Origin of the sequence: Streptomyces sporangiiformans (assembly GCF_005768555.2) — a bacterium.
GTDB lineage: Bacteria > Actinomycetota > Actinomycetes > Streptomycetales > Streptomycetaceae > Streptomyces > Streptomyces sporangiiformans.
Map to the genome: position 1 here is coordinate 1 of NZ_VCHX02000346.1, position 16,708 is coordinate 16,708.

Consider the following 16,708-nt stretch of genomic DNA (forward strand, 5'->3'; position numbering starts at 1 on the left):
CCGCGGCGGTGAGCCGGCCGCCGCGACGACGTCGGCGCGGCGGCCGGGGAGCGATCCGATCCGGACTCAGCCCTGGCGCGTCGGCAGCGCCAGATCCATGACCGTTCGACGGCTGTCGAAGGTCCCGGCGCGGGTCACCGAACCGCTCAGCAGGTCCACCCGGTACAGCCGCTGTGCGCCACCGACGCGCAGGACGGCGTACCCGGTGTTCGTACCGGACCGTGCCGAGGTGTGGATGTCGAAGCCCGCGTTCGGCCCGGCGTCGACGCCCGACTTGCCGGTGGGGGCGAGGTTGCCGGCGTTGGCCGGGGACTGGACGGAGACCTGGTCGAGGGTCGTGTCGAGGTCGAAGAGGGTGGTGGCGGTCGCCGCGGAGAGGTCGTTGTTCGTGTACGCCGCTCCGGTCACCCCCCGGGCCGTGGCGCCGACCGTGGCGGGCGGGACGGGCGGATTGGTGAGCGTGCCGTCGACCGCGGTGGTACCGGCCGCGGGAGCGCCGGCCGGGTCGTCGATGTTGTGGCGGAGGTTCTGGCCGGTGTCGCTGATGATCCGCAGCCGGTTGGCGGCCGGGTTGAAGTCGACACCGAAGGAGCCGCCCTGCGGGGCCACGCTCAGCTGGGACACCTTGGTGGCCTTGGCGCCGATCTCGCGGAGGGTGTAGATGCCGCCGCGGTCGCCGACGCCGTAGAGCTTGTTGTTCTGTACGCGGTAGTCGATGCCGACCAGCTTGCGGTCGCCCTTGAGGCCGCTCACCTTGCCGAGCGGGAGGGTGCGGCCCGGCTGGTCCGTGCGGAAGCGGACGAGCCGCTGGTCGTCGGTGAGCCCGATGGCACTGAGCCGGTCGCCCACGGCCCGCGCCGGCCCCGCTCCGGCTCCGCCCTTGGCCTCGATCGCCGAGCCCGAAGAGGACGAAGAGGAGGAAGAGGAGGAAGAGGCCGCAGAGGACGAGTCGGTCCGCTGCTCGCCATCGCTCGCCGCGACGTAGCCGACGGTTCCGATGGCGAGCGCCATGGTGGCCACGCCGATGACTGCTTGCTTGCGCATGTTGCCCCCGTGAGGTTTTCGCGACCCGCCCCCTGCGGGCCGCGTATGACCTCCTCTTCGGAGCGGTTCGCGCCCTGGATGGGAAAAACCCCGATTCCGTTACGTCTGTTACGTCCGTAACGGAATCGGGGTTTTTCACGCGACAGGGGCGCGGCGCGTCGGGGTGCGCGCCGCCTGCCGCCGGGCCGAAGGTCAGCAGCCGATGAGCCGCCCGGCCAGGTAGCCCTCGATCTGGTCGAGGGAAACCCGCTCCTGCTTCATCGAGTCCCGCTCGCGCACGGTCACCGCGTTGTCGTCCAGCGTGTCGAAGTCGACGGTCACGCAGTACGGCGTACCGATCTCGTCCTGGCGCCGGTAGCGGCGGCCGATCGCGCCGGCGTCGTCGAACTCGATGTTCCAGTGCTGGCGCAGCGCCGACGCCAGGCCCTTGGCCTTCGGGGACAGCTCAGGGTTCCGGGACAGCGGCAGCACGGCGACCTTGACCGGCGCGAGGCGCGGGTCGAGGCGCAGCACCGTGCGCTTCTCCATCTTGCCCTTGGCGTTGGGCGCCTCGTCCTCGACGTAGGCGTCCAGCAGGAACGCGAGCATCGCGCGGCCGACACCGGCCGCGGGCTCGATGACGTACGGAGTCCAGCGCTCGCCGGCCTCCTGGTCGAAGTAGGAGAGGTCCTGGCCGGAGGCCTTCGAGTGGGCACCGAGGTCGTAGTCGGTCCGGTTCGCGACGCCCTCCAGCTCACCCCATTCGTTGCCGCCGAACTGGAAGCGGTACTCGATGTCGGCGGTGCGCTTGGAGTAGTGGGAGAGCTTCTCCTGCGGGTGCTCGAACCAGCGCATGTTCTCCTCGCGCATGCCCAGGCCCGTGTACCAGTTCCAGCGCTGCTCCATCCAGTACTCGTGCCACTTCTCGTCCTCGCCCGGCTTGACGAAGAACTCCATCTCCATCTGCTCGAACTCGCGGGTACGGAAGATGAAGTTGCCCGGAGTGATCTCGTTCCGGAAGGACTTGCCCATCTGCGCGATACCGAACGGCGGCTTGCGGCGCGAAGTCTGCTGCACCTGGGCGAAGTTGGTGAAGATGCCCTGCGCGGTCTCGGGGCGCAGGTAGGCGATGGAGCCGCTGTCCTGCGTGGGGCCGAGATGCGTGGAGAGGAGGCCGGAGAACTGCTTGGGCTCGGTGAACTGGCCCTTGTTGCCGCAGTGCGGGCAGTTGACGTCGGCCAGGCCGTTCTCGGGCAGCCTGCCGTGCTTGGCCTCGTACGCCTCCTCCAGGTGGTCCGCGCGGAAGCGCTTGTGACAGGAGGTGCACTCGGTGAGCGGGTCGGTGAAGGTGGCGACGTGACCGGAGGCCACCCACACCTCCGTCGCCAGGATCACGGACGAGTCGATACCGACGACGTCCTCGCGCGATGTCACCATGTAGCGCCACCACTGGCGCTTGAGGTTCTCCTTGAGCTCGACACCCAGCGGCCCGTAGTCCCAGGCGGCACGCTGACCGCCGTAGATCTCACTGCACGGGTAGACGAAGCCACGGCGCTTGCTCAGGCTGACGATGGTGTCGATCTTGTCGGCGGCCACGGTGCTCTCTTCATTACGACGACGGCGACGAAGCGATTGCTTCAGGAGCGAATGCTTCAGATTACCGGCGGTCCCTCCCCCCGGATCAAATCGGTTCGGGGCGAGGGTACGGGTACGGGACAACCCAGGCGCTTGTTGACAATCGTTTCCAGTTTTGTTGAAAATGGGTGTCATGAACGTACGACGGCGCTTCGCCGCTTCTCGAATAGACACCGCAGGTACCGCGGCGGTCGCGGCGGCCAGCGCCCTCGCCCTCCTCGCCCTCTCCGCCTGCTCCTCCGACTCGTCCGCCGCGAGCGGCAACAGCAGCGGGAAGCTCGACGTCGTGGCGTCGTTCTATCCGATGCAGTACCTCGCGGAGCAGATAGGCGGCGACGACGTCAGTGTGACCACGCTGACCGAGCCCGGCCAGGAGCCGCACGACCTGGAGATCAGCGCCAAGCAGACCGCGCAGCTCCAGGAGGCGGACGCGGTCCTCTACCTGAAGAACCTGCAGCCCACCGTCGACGAGGCCGTGGCTCAGTCCGAGGTCGGGACGAAGATCGACGCGGCCACGCTGACCGACCTGGAGGAGCACGGCAACGAGGTCGGCGGCCACGCGGCCGAGCACGACGCGCACGAGGGCGAAGAAGAGCACGGCAAGGACCCGCACATCTGGCTGGACCCGGTGAAGTACGCCGAGGTCGCCGAGGGCGTCGGCAAGGCCTTCGAGAAGGCCGACCCGGACCACGCCGCGACGTACAAGAAGAACACCGCGGCGCTGGTGAAGAAGCTGAACGACCTCAACACGCAGTACGAGGACGGGCTCAAGAACACGAAGACGAAGGTCTTCATCACCACGCACGCCGCCTTCGGTTACCTCGCCGAGCGCTACGGCCTCACCGAGGAGGCCATCAACGGCCTGGACCCGGAGAGCGAGCCCAGTGCCGGCCGCGTCAAGGACCTTGAGAAGATGGCGAAGGCCGACGGCGTCTCCACGGTCTTCTACGAGACCCTCGTCAGCGACAAGACCGCGAAGACCATCGCCAAGGACGCGAACCTCAAGACGGATGTGCTCGACCCGATCGAGGGCATCACCGACAAGTCCAAGGGCGACGACTACATCGCGGTCATGGAGTCCAACCTCAAGGCGCTGCAGTCGGCACTCGGCGCGAAATGACCACCCAGCGGAGGACGCCGGCATGAAGCCAGAGCCCGCCACGACCGAACCGGCGACGGCCGAGCCCGGCACGGACGAGTCCCGTACGGCCCAGTCGCGTACGGCCGAGTCCGCCGTGGCCGGGCCCGGCACGGCCACGCGCGGTACGAGCGAGCCCTCCCCGGCCGAGCCCGTCATATCCCTGCGTGGTGTGACGGCCGAGCTCGGCTCGCGTCCCGTTCTGCGGGGCATCGACCTCACCGTGCGCCACGGTGAGGTCGTCGCGCTGCTCGGTGCCAACGGCTCCGGCAAGTCCACGGCCGTCCGTACGGTCATCGGCCAGGTCCCGGTCACCGGCGGCGAGATCGAGCTCTTCGGCACGCCCCGGCGCCGTTTCCGCGACTGGGCGCGCGTGGGCTACGTACCGCAGCGCACGACCGCAGCAGGCGGGGTGCCCGCGACGGTGACCGAGGTGGTCTCGTCGGGGCGGCTGTCCCGCGCCCGCTTCGGGATCCTGCGCAAGGCCGACCGCGAGGCGGTCCGCCAGGCCATCGAACTGGTCGGCATGGCGGACCGCGCCAAGGACTCCGTGGACGCCCTCTCCGGCGGCCAGCACCAGCGCGTACTCATCGCGCGCGCCCTCGCCGCGCAGCCGGAACTCCTGATCATGGACGAGCCGATGGCCGGCGTGGACCTCGCCAGCCAGGAGGTACTCGCCGAGACCCTGCGGGTGCAGGTCGCCCAGGGCGCTTCCGTCCTCCTCGTCCTGCACGAACTGGGTCCCCTGGAGCCGCTGATCGACCGCGCGGTCGTCCTGCGCGACGGCTGCGTGCTGCACGACGGCCCGCCCCCGGCGGCCGTGGGCCAGCACGCGCTGCCCGGCCACGACCACGTACACCCGCACGCGGCTCACGACGCCGAACCCCTCCGGACGGGACTGCTGAGCTGATGGACATCCTCGACTACGCCTTCATGCAGCGGGCCCTGCTCGCCGCCGTACTCGTCGGCATCACCGCGCCCGCCGTCGGCATCTACCTCGTACAGCGCCGCCAGGCCCTGATGGGCGACGGCATCGGGCACGTGGCGATGACGGGAGTGGGCCTCGGCTTCCTCCTCTCCACCTCTCCCGTGTGGATGGCGACGGCCGTCTCGGTCCTCGGCGCGGTCCTCATGGAGCTGATCCGCTGGTACGGCAGGACGCGCGGCGACATCGCGCTCGCGATGCTGTTCTACGGCGGCATGGCGGGCGGCGTGATGTTCATCAACCTCGCGCCGGGCGGCTCGAACGCGAACCTGACGTCGTACCTGTTCGGGTCGTTGTCGACGGTGTCGGAGTCGGACGTGACGGCGATCTGCCTGCTCGCGGCGCTCGTCGTCCTCGTCACCCTCGGCCTGCGCCGGCAGCTGTTCGCGGTCAGCCAGGACGAGGAGTTCGCGCGCGTGACCGGTCTGCCGGTCCGGGCCCTGAACCTGCTCACGGCGGTCACGGCGGCCGTCACCGTGACGGTCGCCATGCGGGTCGTCGGCCTGCTCCTGGTCTCGGCGCTGATGGTGGTGCCGGTCGCCGCGGCGCAGCAGCTGAGCCGCAGCTTCGCGGCCACCTTCGTGATCGCGGTGGCACTCGGAGTGAGCGTGACCATCGGCGGCACGGTGACGTCGTACTACCAGGACGTGCCGCCCGGGGCGACGATCGTTCTGCTGACCATCGGGGCGTTCATCGTGCTGACCGTGCTGGCCGCGCCGCTGAACCGGCGCCGGGCCCGGGCCGCCGCGCGGGCGGCGGCCGGGGATGTGGCCGGGGACGCGGCCCAGGAGCCGGCGGAGTGCGCGATTCCGGCCACCCGCTCCGCCACGGGGAAGGCCGGCGTCTGACCGCGGCCTGATCGGGCTGGCACAATGGCCCGGCAAGCCGCAGATGTAAGGAGGCAACGGTGACGACCGCTGGACCGCCCGTTCGGGGCCGCTCGACCCGTCAGCGGGCCGCCGTGGCGGCGGCGCTCGACGAGGTCGACGAGTTCCGCAGTGCGCAGGATCTTCACGACATGCTCAAGCACAAGGGCGACTCCGTCGGGCTGACCACGGTGTACCGCACGCTCCAGTCCCTCGCCGACGCCGGCGAGGTCGACGTCCTGCGCACCTCCGACGGCGAGTCCGTCTACCGCCGCTGCTCCACCGGCGAGCACCACCACCACCTGGTGTGCCGCGTCTGCGGCAAAGCGGTCGAGGTGGAAGGTCCGGCCGTCGAGAAGTGGGCGGAAGCGATCGCGGCGGAGCACGGCTATGTGAGCGTGGCGCATACGGTGGAGATCTTCGGCAAGTGCGCGGACTGCGCGAGCGCCCCGGCCAAGGGCTGAGGACCGGGCAGCTCGGCGGGCTCAGGGCAGCATGTCGCCGCGGTTCACGCAGCGGTAGGAGCCGTCGTCGTTCCGCCCCACACTGTCGTAGGTCCAGCAGTGCAGCATCGGCGCGAGCGTCCACATCCGCAGCGCCATGAGGACGCCGAGGGCGGCGACGGCCGCCCACCCCACGTACGACCGTCGCCCGGCGAGCGCCAGCGCGCCGGCGGTGAGCAGCGCCGCGAACACCAACATGCCGACGATCACCGGCGCCCGGTTCTCCCGCAGCCCCGGAAACGACTCCATTTCGGTCGTACCGAGGAAGCCGAAGAGCACGATGAGTGCCGCGCAGGCGAAGACGACGGCCGCCGTGCAGCCACGGGCGACGCGGGCGGCGGTCATACGCGGGTGAGGTGCCCGTCGAGTATCGCCCACAGCCGGTCGACGTCCACGGGACCGGCGGCACCGCGCTTCGGCAGCACCTCAAGGACCAGGATGTTCGGGTCCCGGCTGAGCAGGACCAGGTGCTCGGGCGTCTCTCGGTAGCCCCGGAACAGCGACCACCGCTGAAGCAGCTGCGTGTGCTCGGTCTCGGCCGCGACTCCGGCGCCCGAGACAGTCGTGCGATACTCCCCCTGCCATCCGACGGTGCGCAGCACGTGGTGGGCCTGCAGATGTGGGATCGACCAGATCATGATCGCGCACAGAACCGCGACCGGCACCGACGAGGTCCAGCCGGACAACACCACGCTCTGCACGGCGAGGGCCGCGAACAGAGCGACGAACGCCCACCGCAGCAGCACGAGGCGGCGAAGACGCTCACGCACCCGGATGCCCGCGAGGATGTCCGCGCGCGTCGGCCGGTAGGCCGGCTCGACCGCCTCAGCCTGTTCCTGAACTCCCCGCCGCACACCCTGGTCCCCGACCACGGGCCGTCCCCGGTTCTGTGGTGATGTGGCGTGATCTTATCGGCGGGGTCCGACAACGCCCTGGGGCCTACGGCTGCTTGCCCTCCATGGCCAGCAGTTCCTCGTTTGGAATCGCCCCGCCGTAGCGGCGGTCCCGTGACGCGAACTCCACGCACGCCCGCCACAGGTCACGCCGGTCGAAGTCCGGCCACAGCACATCCTGGAAGACCATCTCGGCGTAAGCACTCTGCCAGAGCAGGTAGTTGGAGGTGCGCTGCTCCCCGCTCGGCCGCAGGAACAGGTCCACGTCCGGCATGTCGGGGTAGTAGAGGTACTTCGCGAAGGTCTTCTCGTTGACCTTGGACGGGTCGAGGCGGCCCGCCCGCACGTCCTCCGCCAGCGCCTGTGCCGCGTCGGCGATCTCCGCGCGGCCGCCGTAGTTCATGCAGAAGTACAGCGTGAGCCCGTCGTTGCCCTTGGTCTGCTCCTGGGCGATCTGGAGTTCCTTGGCCACCGACTTCCACAGCTTGGGCATTCGGCCCACCCAGCGCACCCGGATGCCGAGTTCGTCGAGTTGGTCGCGGGTCTTGCGGATGAAGTCACGGTTGAAGTTCATCAGGAAGCGCACCTCGTCCGGCGAGCGCTTCCAGTTCTCCGTGGAGAAGGCGTACAGGGAGATGGCCCCTACGCCCATCTCGATGGCGCCCTGCAGCACGTCCAGCACGCGCTCGGCGCCGACCGTGTGACCCTCGGTGCGCGGGAGCCCGCGCTCCTTGGCCCAGCGTCCGTTCCCGTCCATGACGATCGCCACATGGTTGGGGATCAGCTCGCCGGGGAGCTTCGGCGCGCGAGCGCCGGACGGATGCGGTTCCGGCTTCCTGTACTCGCGGCGCTGGCGTCCCAGGATCCCGCGTACCACCATGTGCTTCTCGTCTCCCTAGGTTTCCTTGTACGGCTGTTTTGAGCCATTTGGGGCTGTTTACGATTGTTTGGCTGTTGGCTGTTTACGGCTGTTTCTCTACGTAACGCAGCGAGCGCAGCCCACGCTCCAGATGCCAGTGCAGGTAGGCGGACACCAGCCCACTGCCCTCCCTGACGTACCGCGACTCGCAGGCATCGGCCGTCGCCCAGTCCCCCGTCAGCAGCGCGCCGAGCAGTTCGAGGGCCTGCGCCGAGGGTACGACGCTGCCGGGTACCCGGCAGTCCACGCACACGGAACCTCCCGCGGCGACCGAGAAGAACCGATTCGGTCCGGCCATTCCACACTTCGCGCAGTCACTGAAGCTTGGCGCGTAGCCGTTGACGGCGAGCGAACGCAGCAGGAAGGCGTCGAGGACAAGATGCGGCTCGTGCTCGCCGCGCGCCAGCGTCCGCAGCCCGCCCACGAGCAGCAGATACTGCTGGACGGCCGGCTCGCCCTCGTGGTCGGTGAACCGCTCGGCCGTCTCCAGCATGGCCGTCCCGGCGGTGTAGCGGGCGTAGTCCGAGACGATCCCGCCACCGTACGGAGCTATCGTCTCGCTCTGCGTGCACAGCGGCAGCCCACGCCCCACCAGCTCGCTCCCGCGCGCGAAGAACTGCACGTCCACATGCGAGAACGGTTCGAGCCGCGCCCCGAACTTCGACTTCGTACGTCGCACTCCGCGGGCCACGGCACGTACGCGGCCGTGGCCGCGTGTGAGCAGGGTGATGATGCGGTCGGCTTCACCGAGCTTCTGTGTCCGCAGGACGATGCCGTCGTCCCGGAAGAGACTCATGGGGTCCATTCTCGCGTACGGCGTCGGCGGGCGTGCCTCGCGTCTCACGCGGGGAGGCAACCACCGTACGGGGAGTCAGCGCGCGTGATCGGGTTCGCTGATCGCTTCCCAGGGAGCCATGTTCCAGGGGCTGGACTTGTTCGCCGGGTCCAGGAGGGACTGCAGATGCGCGTCGGCCGCTTCCTGCGGGGCGGGCAGGCCCGTCTCCCGGGTGCGCCGGAGGTTGTCGCGCCAGACCATCCGCCCCAGCATGTAGTGCTCGGCGTACTCCTTCCATGAGCCGTACGACCGCACCACCGCCGGCACGATGTTCTTGAGCGCGGTCCACGCCTCGGCCTCGCTCAGCAGGCCGCTCGCGAAACCCCGGCGGGAGATGTCCACGTAGAGTCCGGCGTCCCACGCCAGCGGCTCGAAGCCGAGCCGCTGCCGCGCCCGTGCGCGGTAACCGGTCCGCGCGAGGCCGTCGAGCCGGCCGGCCAGCGCGTCACGCGAGGTGATCTCCCACTGGTCGGCCAGCCACCGCCGGGCCTTCTCGTCGTCGATGCGGGTGAACGGGTACAGGGTCGTCCGCGAGGCATCCCGGTCCCGGTTCACCGGCGCGCTCAGCGACACCATCCAGAGCTGGTGCATGGTGAGCGGAACAGGGTACTTGCGCGCCGTCTTCGGCTTGCGAAGGTTCCATATCGCCATGCGCCCGCACCCTATGTCACGCCGTTCACCTCCCGCTTCAAGGGACCTCACCGCGACTGCGTGCGTTCGCGTACGCCGTCGCCGCGCTGAGTCTTTCCGCCGGGGTGGCCGTACGGAGCGCGCCCGGTTCGCAGTCCCACTCGCGGCCGCCGCCGTACGGTCTGAGTTGTACGTACGGTCCCTCGTGCCCCATCACCACACCCACCGTCCCTGTTGTCGTGTCGACCGCGTACGTCCCGATCGGCGGCTTCCTCGACGACTTCATCCGATCACCGCCGCGAGCCGGGCCGCCGTCTCGACGGAGCACCGGCCCAATTCCACGAGCGGGCAGGGCGCCTCGCGCGCCAAAGTTGCCGGGTCGATCCGGAGCGTCGGCAACATAATTCCTGCGTTTTCGAGTGCTCCGCGCAACTCTTTCACCGTCTCCTCCGCCTCCTCGACGCAAGCCGTCGAGTGTTGTGCACTGCGGGCTTCCTGGGCTGCCCTCACGGTGGTCCCCTTTCTTTTGGGTTTCACTCTTTTCATCTCCAGGTTGGCGGCGGCCGCTTAGACTCGGAAGACCTCTACGCTCAGCAACGTTCGTGCAGTACAAGGGGGTTGGCCATGGCCAATGGTTCACGGCAGGCGGCTTGGGAGTTCTTCGGAACCGAGCTGAAACGGCGGCGCGAGGAGGCCGGTTTCACACAGGCGGAGTTGGGTTCTCGCGTTTTTGTGTCGGGCGGCTACATTGGGCAATTCGAACAGGCCATTCGGAAACCACAGTTGGATGTGGCGCAGAGGATCGATGGGCTCCTACAAACCGACGGTTTTTTCGAGAGGCTTTGGCGAAAGCTCATCGACGACCACCGATACGCGGAGTATTTTGCGGCGGTCGTGGAGCTGGAGAGGCAAGCGATCAGCATCACCGAGTTCGCGCCGCTCGTGGTCCCCGGCCTGTTGCAGACACCCGCGTACGCTCGTGCGATCACTCGGGCGACCAACCCCTTCGTCTCCGCCGAGTACGTGGAAGACAAGGTCAACGCCCGCATGGAACGCTCACGCATCCTCGCGGACGCCACAAGGCCCAAGTATTGGGCCGTACTCCACGAGAGCGTGCTGCGCACCACGGTCGGGGAGACGGTCACCATGGCGGAACAGCTGGACCGCATCGTGGCGCTCGCGCGGGAGTGGGCGGTGATGGTGCAGGTGCTTCCGTTCAGCGTGGGCGCCTGCCCCCTCCCGACCGGGACGCTGAAGTTAATGGAGTTCGAGGACGCACCGCCAACCGCCTATACAGAGGCGGTGTTTTCGGGGAATCTGCTGGACGATCCGGCGCTGGTGAAGCGCGCACAGGGCGCATACGATCTGATCAGGGCCGCCGCGTTGTCGCCGGAGGCGTCCCTGACCCTGATCGAATCGGTGGCGGAGGACCGCAGACGATGCGCGAGTACGACTTGAGCAGCGCTCAGTGGCGCAAGAGCACGTACAGCGACGGCAACGGCGGCGACTGCATCGAGGTAGCCGACGGAGTCCCCAACATCGTCCCCGTACGGGACAGCAAGGTCCCGGACGGCCCCGTTCTCGTGTTCCCCGCGGACGCCTGGGCCGCCTTCGTCGGTGCTAGCGTCGCCCACCCGTCAGGGCCATGGCGTGATGGCTCAGGAGCATGCTGACCGACCCCTTCGTGTAGAGGACCGCTCCCACGATGGATACGGGCACGGAGAGGCCGAGCACACCGAGCAGGCGGGGCCAGGGACGCTCGACGGCGCAGCGAGCGACGCTGCCATCGCCGTACGCCGGTTTCTCGAAGAGGAGACCGTAGCAGCCTCCACCGCCCGAGAAGGCGCCGCTGGGCATGAGCAACTGCCAGGCCACGTAGCCCCACATGAGCGCGGCGAGGATCAGCAGCCCAATACCGCGTTCCTTCCACTTCCCGGCCCGGTCCAGGAGCTTCCGATGGAGCTCCGCATTCCGTATCTCGGCGTCCCCCACGCCCGCCTCCCCCTGCCCTGTGGGTCCAGCGGCACAGGCTGGTGCCCCCGCGCCCATCGCCCCATTCTGCGCCGAAACGACTGATTCCGTCGACCATCCCGTTCGTACGAGACGCTGTTGACCTGTTAGTCGCGGACCGGGAAGTACTGCCTCGGCGTCAGGCCCACGATCCGGCGGAACGCGGCGACGAAGGAGCTGGCGGAGGCGTAGCCGACGCGGCGGGCCACGGACTCGAGCGGCAGCCCCTCGGCGAGGAACGGCATCGCGGCCTGCATGCGCAGTTGCTCGCGCCACTGGCCGAAGGCCAGGCCCGTCTCGGTGACGAAGAGCCGGGCCAACGTGCGACCGCTCGCGCCGACTTCGGCTCCCCAGGCCGACAGGGGACGCCCGTCCGCGGGGTCGGTGGCGAGGGCCCTGGCCACCGTACGGGCGCGCGGGTCGCGGGGCTCGGTCACCGAGACGCTGGTGACCGGGACGGGGTGCAGCACGTCGAGGAGCACGGCCTCCGCGCGCGACCGGGCCTCCGGGGCCAGGTCGGTGCGGACCAGATGGTCGATGAGCGCCTGTAGGAGGGGGCCGACGGACACGACCGTCGGCTCGGTCCAGTCGATGTGCGGGCAGCTCGCGGGATCGACGTACGGACTGCGCATGACGGTGTCACCCGCCGCCTCCGTCGTGTGGGGCAACCCTGCGGGGATCCACAGGGCGAGCGAGGGCGGCAGCAGCCAGGAGCCCCGTTCGCTGCGCACCCGGAGCAACCCCTTCGCGGACCAGGCCAGTTGGTGAAACGAATGCCAGTGCGCGGTGAAGGTGGTCCCACGCGGCATGGTGAAGTGCCCGACGAAGATCGCCGTGGCGGTCGTGACGGGGCCCCGGTGCTGCGGCTCGGCGGCGCACCGCGGGTGTCCGTTTCGCGACATGGCACGGCAGCCTAGCCCGTAGTGGACAGACCTTGCCCGCGCCTAGCGTCGGGGCCATGCCGATGAACCGAGCCCACCGCAAACTGTGCAGCTCCGAGGAGTGGGCGCAGACCACGAAGGACCGCATCCTCCCCTGGGCCCTGGAGCACGTGAACCTCGGCGACGACGTCCTGGAGATCGGCCCCGGCTACGGCGCCAACCTCCGCGTCCTCGTCGAGCGGGTGCCGCGTCTCACCGCCGTGGAGATCGACGGCGAGACCACGCGTCTGCTGCAGGGCAGCTGGGGCGACCGCGCCCGTATCCTCCACGCCGACGGCGCGGACCTGCCGCTACCCGACGCCTCGTACGACTCGGTGGTCTGCTTCACGATGCTCCACCACGTCCCCACGGCCGCCCACCAGGACCGTATTTTCGCCGAGGCCTTCCGCGTCCTGCGGCCCGGCGGCACCTTCGCCGGCAGCGACAGCCAGCCGAACCTCCGCTTCCGCATCCTCCACTTCCGGGACACGATGAACACTCTGGACCCGTCCGCTCTCCCCGCACGCCTGGCCAACGCGGGCTTCACGGATGTATCGATCGATCTGCACCCGGAGAGCGGAGGCCTCCGCTTCCGGGGCACCCGGCCGGTGTGAACTTGGCCTGAAATCGCGTACAACCCTCGGGGCCCTTGGTGCGTCTCCTGATCACCGCGGATGCCGGCCAGGCATCCGCCGCCCGCAGGAGGATCCCAGAAGTGGCGAAGCACAGACGTGTTCCCGAGCCCAGTCCCAGCCGTGTGCGCATCGCCGCCGCGACGGCGGCCGCGGCGGCGATGACCGGCGGGCTGGTGTCCCTGTCCGCGGGGACGGCGTCGGCCGCCGCGGGCAGCAGTGCCACCCAGCCGCACCAGGCCGACTTCAACAACGACGGCTACCCGGACATCGCGGTCTCCGCGCCCGTGGCCTCGGTGAACGGGCGCGAGGGCGCCGGCCAGATCACGGTCTTCCACGGCTCGGCGAGCGGCATCAGCGCGTCCAGGCACACGAACATCACGCAGAACTCCACGGGCGTTCCGGGCACTGCCGAGGCGGGCGACGGGTTCGGCTCCTCCACCTCACCGGGTGACTTCAACAGCGACGGATACACCGACCTCGCCGTCGGCACCCCGGGGGAGGGCGTGGACGGCGACGCGGGTGCCGGAACGGTCGCCGTGCTCTGGGGCTCGTCCTCCGGTCTGAAGAGCGGCACCACCATCGCCGATCCGGCGCCGGGCAGCCACGACGACTTCGGCTACGACGTGGCCGCGGGCGACTTCGACGGCGACACCAAGACCGACCTGGCCGTCAGCGACTCCTCCAACATCGTGCGCACCTTCAAGGGCGGCATCGCCAAGTCCGGCGCCGTGGGCTCCCGCACCGCCGTCACGACCCCGGTGCGCGACACGCACCCGTACCACGTGAACAAGATCACCGCTGGTGATGTGGACGCCGACGGCATGGACGACCTGGTGGTCAGCGGGAACAACAAGAGCGGAGACGACCACCTCGTCAGCTACCTCCTGCCCGGTACCGCGGCGGGCCTGGGCACCAGCACCGCCGAGCTGGACGGCGGCGTCGTCAGCGACATCGCCGACCTCAACGGCGACGGCTTCGGCGACGTGGTGACGGGGCTGGCCTCCGACTTGCTGGAGGCGCAGCCCGGCATGTCCACCGGCGGCAACATCCACATCACGTACGGCTCGGCGACCGGCCCGGCCGGTGAGGCCACGATCCTCTCCCAGGCCACCGAGGGAGTCCCCGGCACCGCCGAGGTGGGCGACCAGTTCGGCTGGGACCTCAGCGTCGGTGACATCAACGGCGACGGCTACAGCGACATCGCCGTCGGCGTCGCCTTCGAGGACGGCGCCGCCTCCGGTACGGGCGACAGCGGCGCGGTGACCGTGCTGTACGGCTCGGCCGCCGGCGTCACGACCGCCGGCGCCCAGCAGTTCACGCAGGCCACCGCCGGTGTCCCGGGCAGCAGCGAGTACAAGGACATGTTCGGCGGCGACGTCCTCCTCTCCGATCTCAACGCCGACGGGAAGTCCGACCTCACCATCGGTGTCATGGGCGAGAACGAGGGCAACGGCGCGATCACCGTCCTCAAGTCCAACGGCACCAAGCTCACCACCACCGGCGCGGTGTCGATCTCACCGTCCGGTGTGGGCGTCTCGACGGCCGGCTATCCGCAGTTCGGGGCCATCCTGGGCGGCTGAGTCCCGGCTGAGTCCCGGCTGCGACGGGTGCCTCAGCAGGTGGCCCGGCCATAGTGCCGGGCCACCGCGTGGAAGGCCTGCTTCGGCTCCCAGTGCCAGTCGGAGGCGGGGTCGTCGGGCCGGTCCTTGATGGACTTGACGATGGCGTAGGCCGCCATGTCGAGGTCGTACAGCGGATTGTCGGGGCGGTGCGGGGCGTCGGCAGTGACGAACTCGAACGTCATGGCCGCGTGCAGGTTCATCGACTCGAAGACGTCGAGGAGATCGGTGAGGTACGCGGCCTGCGTCCGCTCGCTGCGGACCCGGTTGCCCTTGATCTGGGGTGGATTCTTGCTGTGGTCGACGATGTCCCAGCCCATGCCGCCCGCCTCCGGGGCGCCCTTGAAGGTGCAGGTGCCGAACTCGGTGATGGCCAGGGGCTTTCCCCAGCGCAGGTACTTGCTCAACTCCCGTACGTAGTCGGCCTTTCGGGGAAGGTACGAGTAGTAGTCGATCCCGACGATGTCGAACAGCCCCCAGTCGACCTTCTCGAGCCACTCGTCCTGCGCGGCGGCGTAGCTGAGCTTGCCGTGGAAGACGGACCGCCCGACGGCCGCCGCCTTCGCGGTGAACCTGGCCAGCCGCTTCTTCATCTTCGCCGGGTCGTAGTTCCCCTTCTGCAGGTTCTCGATCCGCTCGAAGACGTCGTCCCCCGGCAGGATCCCCGGCACGAACAGCCAGAACTCACACCCGACGGCGAGCGTGACCTGCGCGCCCTGGCGCCGCAGCCGCTCCCCGTGCCGCCCGCTCTCCGCCAGATGCTCGAGAATCTCCCGCTGCGGCACATCCCCCAGCGTCGGCTGCAACCACACATGCAGTCCCCGTTCCGCCACCTCCGACGCCGTGGCGTTGAGCCGCTCGACCCCGTCGCCGGTGACCTCGACGGAGTCGGCGTGCAGCTCCTCCCCGATCACCCGGACGTCCTCCCGCATCCTCCGCGCGCTCCACGCGGTCCCGGGTGTCTCCCCTTCGCCCACGGTGTAGACGATCCCCCGATGCTTCAGCCCGCGCCGCGCCTCCGCCACGGCTGCCGACGCCGGAGCCGGGGCCGCGAAGCCCCCGGCCGCCACCGCGCCCCCGACGGCCGCCGCCCCGGCCATGAAGCGCGCCCGGCTGATCCCCGTTTTCCCCTTGGTCTTCTCCATACCGCAAGTCTGTTGAGCCGAGGGGCTCTTGGCTGTCCGCCGATGGTCGACGACAGCGCTACCAAGGTATGAACTCCGGGCTGGGCTCCGCGCGATCCGGTCCGGTCCGGTCCGAAAAAATCTTGGTGGGCCGTGTCGAATCCCGGTCTTCCCGTTCGAGCTCCCAGTAGAAGGGCCGATACGCCGGCCCTCCAGTTCGAAGGGAACGGGGACGATGTCCCAGACGAATACGGTGAGTACGGAGAACACGGCGAAAGCGGCCACGCGAACCCGCAGGAGCCTGCTGGCCTGCGGCATCGTCGCCGGGCCGTTCTACGTCGTGGTGTCACTGACCCAGGCGTGGACGCGGGACGGCTTCGATCCGACACGGCACGCGTGGAGCCTGCTCGCCAACGGCAGCCTGGGCTGGATCCAGATGACCAATCTGATGCTGACGGGTCTGCTGGTCGTCGCCGGTGCGGCCGGGCTGCGCGGCGCGCCGGCCCAAGGTGCCCCGGGCACGGGCACGGGCACGGAGGCGGGCAGAGGGAGCACCTGGGCGCCCCGGCTGCTGTCGGTCTACGGGCTGAGCATGGTGGCAGCCGGAGTCTTCCGCGCCGACCCCGCGCTGGGCTTTCCTCCCGGCACGCCCGACGCGGGCACCTCGACCAGCTGGCACGGCATGCTGCATTTCGTGTCGGGAGGCGTCGGCTTCGTCTGCCTCGTCGCGGCGTGCTTCGTACTGGCGCACCGTTTCGCGGGCGCCGGCCTGCGAGGATGGGCGATGTTCTCGCGCACCACCGGGGTGGTGTTCCTGACGACGTTCATGGCGCTCGCCGCCAGTGGCGGACGCGTCTGGGCGAACCTGACGTTCACGGCGGCCATTCTGCTGGCCTGGGCGTGGCTGTCGATGACCTCGATGCACTTCAACGGCCGCGCCCCACGCGAGGTGACCGCGTAGCTCCCCACCGCA

General features: G+C 69.4%; 20 protein-coding genes. 9 read left to right on the forward strand and 11 right to left on the reverse strand.

Annotated elements, in window-relative coordinates:
* Positions 1-66: 66 nt before the first annotated feature.
* Complete coding sequence (locus FGD71_RS44630; protein WP_119106337.1) at positions 67-1,044, reverse strand: DUF4394 domain-containing protein; 978 nt, start codon at positions 1,042-1,044, stop codon at positions 67-69.
* 192 nt (positions 1,045-1,236) lie between these two features.
* Entirely contained in the window at positions 1,237-2,619 is a 1,383-nt protein-coding gene (locus FGD71_RS44635; RefSeq protein WP_119106338.1) for a glycine--tRNA ligase, read from the reverse strand.
* A gap of 172 nt (positions 2,620-2,791) precedes the next feature.
* Between FGD71_RS44635 and FGD71_RS44640 the strand changes: the two genes are divergently transcribed.
* Genes FGD71_RS44640 through FGD71_RS44655 form a run of 4 tightly spaced genes read left to right on the forward strand, consistent with a single transcriptional unit; the run spans position 2,792 to position 6,111 of the window.
* Complete coding sequence (locus tag FGD71_RS44640) at positions 2,792-3,778, forward strand: metal ABC transporter solute-binding protein, Zn/Mn family (protein ID WP_119106339.1); 987 nt, start codon at positions 2,792-2,794, stop codon at positions 3,776-3,778.
* Between the two features lie 22 nt (positions 3,779-3,800).
* Positions 3,801-4,706 carry a metal ABC transporter ATP-binding protein gene (locus FGD71_RS44645; protein WP_240437067.1) on the forward strand — a complete coding sequence of 302 codons (906 nt, stop codon included), beginning with the start codon at positions 3,801-3,803 and terminating at the stop codon, positions 4,704-4,706.
* Complete coding sequence (locus tag FGD71_RS44650) at positions 4,706-5,629, forward strand: metal ABC transporter permease (protein WP_119106340.1); 924 nt, start codon at positions 4,706-4,708, stop codon at positions 5,627-5,629. The genes FGD71_RS44645 and FGD71_RS44650 overlap by 1 nt, the downstream gene beginning before the upstream one ends.
* 59 nt (positions 5,630-5,688) lie before the next feature.
* Positions 5,689-6,111, forward strand: a complete 423-nt coding sequence (locus FGD71_RS44655; RefSeq protein ID WP_119106341.1) for a Fur family transcriptional regulator — start codon at positions 5,689-5,691, stop codon at positions 6,109-6,111.
* Positions 6,112-6,132: 21 nt separating this feature from the next.
* Here FGD71_RS44655 and FGD71_RS44660 read toward each other — a convergent pair whose 3' ends face one another.
* From FGD71_RS44660 to FGD71_RS44685, 6 genes are all read right to left on the reverse strand, one after another.
* Positions 6,133-6,495, reverse strand: coding sequence for a hypothetical protein (locus FGD71_RS44660; RefSeq protein ID WP_119106342.1), 363 nt, complete (start codon positions 6,493-6,495; stop codon positions 6,133-6,135).
* Complete coding sequence (locus FGD71_RS44665) at positions 6,492-7,022, reverse strand: YcxB family protein (protein ID WP_240437068.1); 531 nt, start codon at positions 7,020-7,022, stop codon at positions 6,492-6,494. The genes FGD71_RS44660 and FGD71_RS44665 overlap by 4 nt, the downstream gene beginning before the upstream one ends.
* Positions 7,023-7,089: 67 nt before the next feature.
* The gene (locus FGD71_RS44670) at positions 7,090-7,923 is read right to left on the reverse strand and encodes an isoprenyl transferase (RefSeq protein WP_119106343.1); all 834 of its coding nucleotides are present in this window, start codon (positions 7,921-7,923) and stop codon (positions 7,090-7,092) included.
* 82 nt (positions 7,924-8,005) lie between these two features.
* A complete protein-coding gene (gene recO, locus FGD71_RS44675; RefSeq protein WP_119106380.1) occupies positions 8,006-8,758 on the reverse strand; it encodes a DNA repair protein RecO in 753 nt (250 codons plus the stop codon).
* A gap of 75 nt (positions 8,759-8,833) precedes the next feature.
* Complete coding sequence (locus FGD71_RS44680) at positions 8,834-9,448, reverse strand: DUF1266 domain-containing protein (protein ID WP_119106344.1); 615 nt, start codon at positions 9,446-9,448, stop codon at positions 8,834-8,836.
* A 37-nt stretch (positions 9,449-9,485) separates the two neighbouring features.
* On the reverse strand, positions 9,486-9,713 hold the full coding sequence (locus FGD71_RS44685) for a hypothetical protein (RefSeq protein WP_119106345.1): 228 nt from the start codon (positions 9,711-9,713) through the stop codon (positions 9,486-9,488).
* A gap of 338 nt (positions 9,714-10,051) precedes the next feature.
* Between FGD71_RS44685 and FGD71_RS44695 the strand changes: the two genes are divergently transcribed.
* The gene (locus FGD71_RS44695) at positions 10,052-10,885 is read left to right on the forward strand and encodes a helix-turn-helix domain-containing protein (RefSeq protein WP_119106347.1); all 834 of its coding nucleotides are present in this window, start codon (positions 10,052-10,054) and stop codon (positions 10,883-10,885) included.
* Positions 10,867-11,100 (forward strand): DUF397 domain-containing protein, encoded by a 234-nt coding sequence (locus FGD71_RS44700; protein ID WP_119106348.1) that lies wholly within the window; start codon positions 10,867-10,869, stop codon positions 11,098-11,100. Before FGD71_RS44695 ends, FGD71_RS44700 begins: the two co-directional genes overlap by 19 nt.
* Here FGD71_RS44700 and FGD71_RS44705 read toward each other — a convergent pair.
* Both FGD71_RS44705 and FGD71_RS44710 read right to left on the reverse strand, forming a co-directional pair.
* Positions 11,048-11,419, reverse strand: a complete 372-nt coding sequence (locus FGD71_RS44705; protein WP_119106349.1) for a hypothetical protein — start codon at positions 11,417-11,419, stop codon at positions 11,048-11,050. The two genes, FGD71_RS44700 and FGD71_RS44705, sit on opposite strands and share 53 nt — an antisense overlap.
* Positions 11,420-11,544: 125 nt before the next feature.
* Complete coding sequence (locus FGD71_RS44710) at positions 11,545-12,339, reverse strand: AraC family transcriptional regulator (RefSeq protein WP_119106350.1); 795 nt, start codon at positions 12,337-12,339, stop codon at positions 11,545-11,547.
* A gap of 56 nt (positions 12,340-12,395) precedes the next feature.
* Between FGD71_RS44710 and FGD71_RS44715 the strand changes: the two genes are divergently transcribed.
* Positions 12,396-12,971: a class I SAM-dependent methyltransferase gene (locus FGD71_RS44715; RefSeq protein ID WP_119106351.1), complete on the forward strand. Its 576-nt coding sequence runs from the start codon at positions 12,396-12,398 to the stop codon at positions 12,969-12,971.
* 101 nt (positions 12,972-13,072) lie between these two features.
* Entirely contained in the window at positions 13,073-14,572 is a 1,500-nt protein-coding gene (locus FGD71_RS44720; protein ID WP_338120117.1) for a hypothetical protein, read from the forward strand.
* Positions 14,573-14,604: 32 nt separating this feature from the next.
* On the opposite strand, the gene FGD71_RS44725 is transcribed toward FGD71_RS44720, so the two are convergent.
* Complete coding sequence (locus FGD71_RS44725) at positions 14,605-15,756, reverse strand: glycoside hydrolase family 113 protein (protein ID WP_119106352.1); 1,152 nt, start codon at positions 15,754-15,756, stop codon at positions 14,605-14,607.
* A gap of 214 nt (positions 15,757-15,970) precedes the next feature.
* Here FGD71_RS44725 and FGD71_RS44730 point away from each other — a divergent pair, with 214 nt between their 5' ends.
* A complete protein-coding gene (locus tag FGD71_RS44730; protein ID WP_119106353.1) occupies positions 15,971-16,696 on the forward strand; it encodes a DUF998 domain-containing protein in 726 nt (241 codons plus the stop codon).
* Positions 16,697-16,708 lie beyond the last annotated feature (12 nt).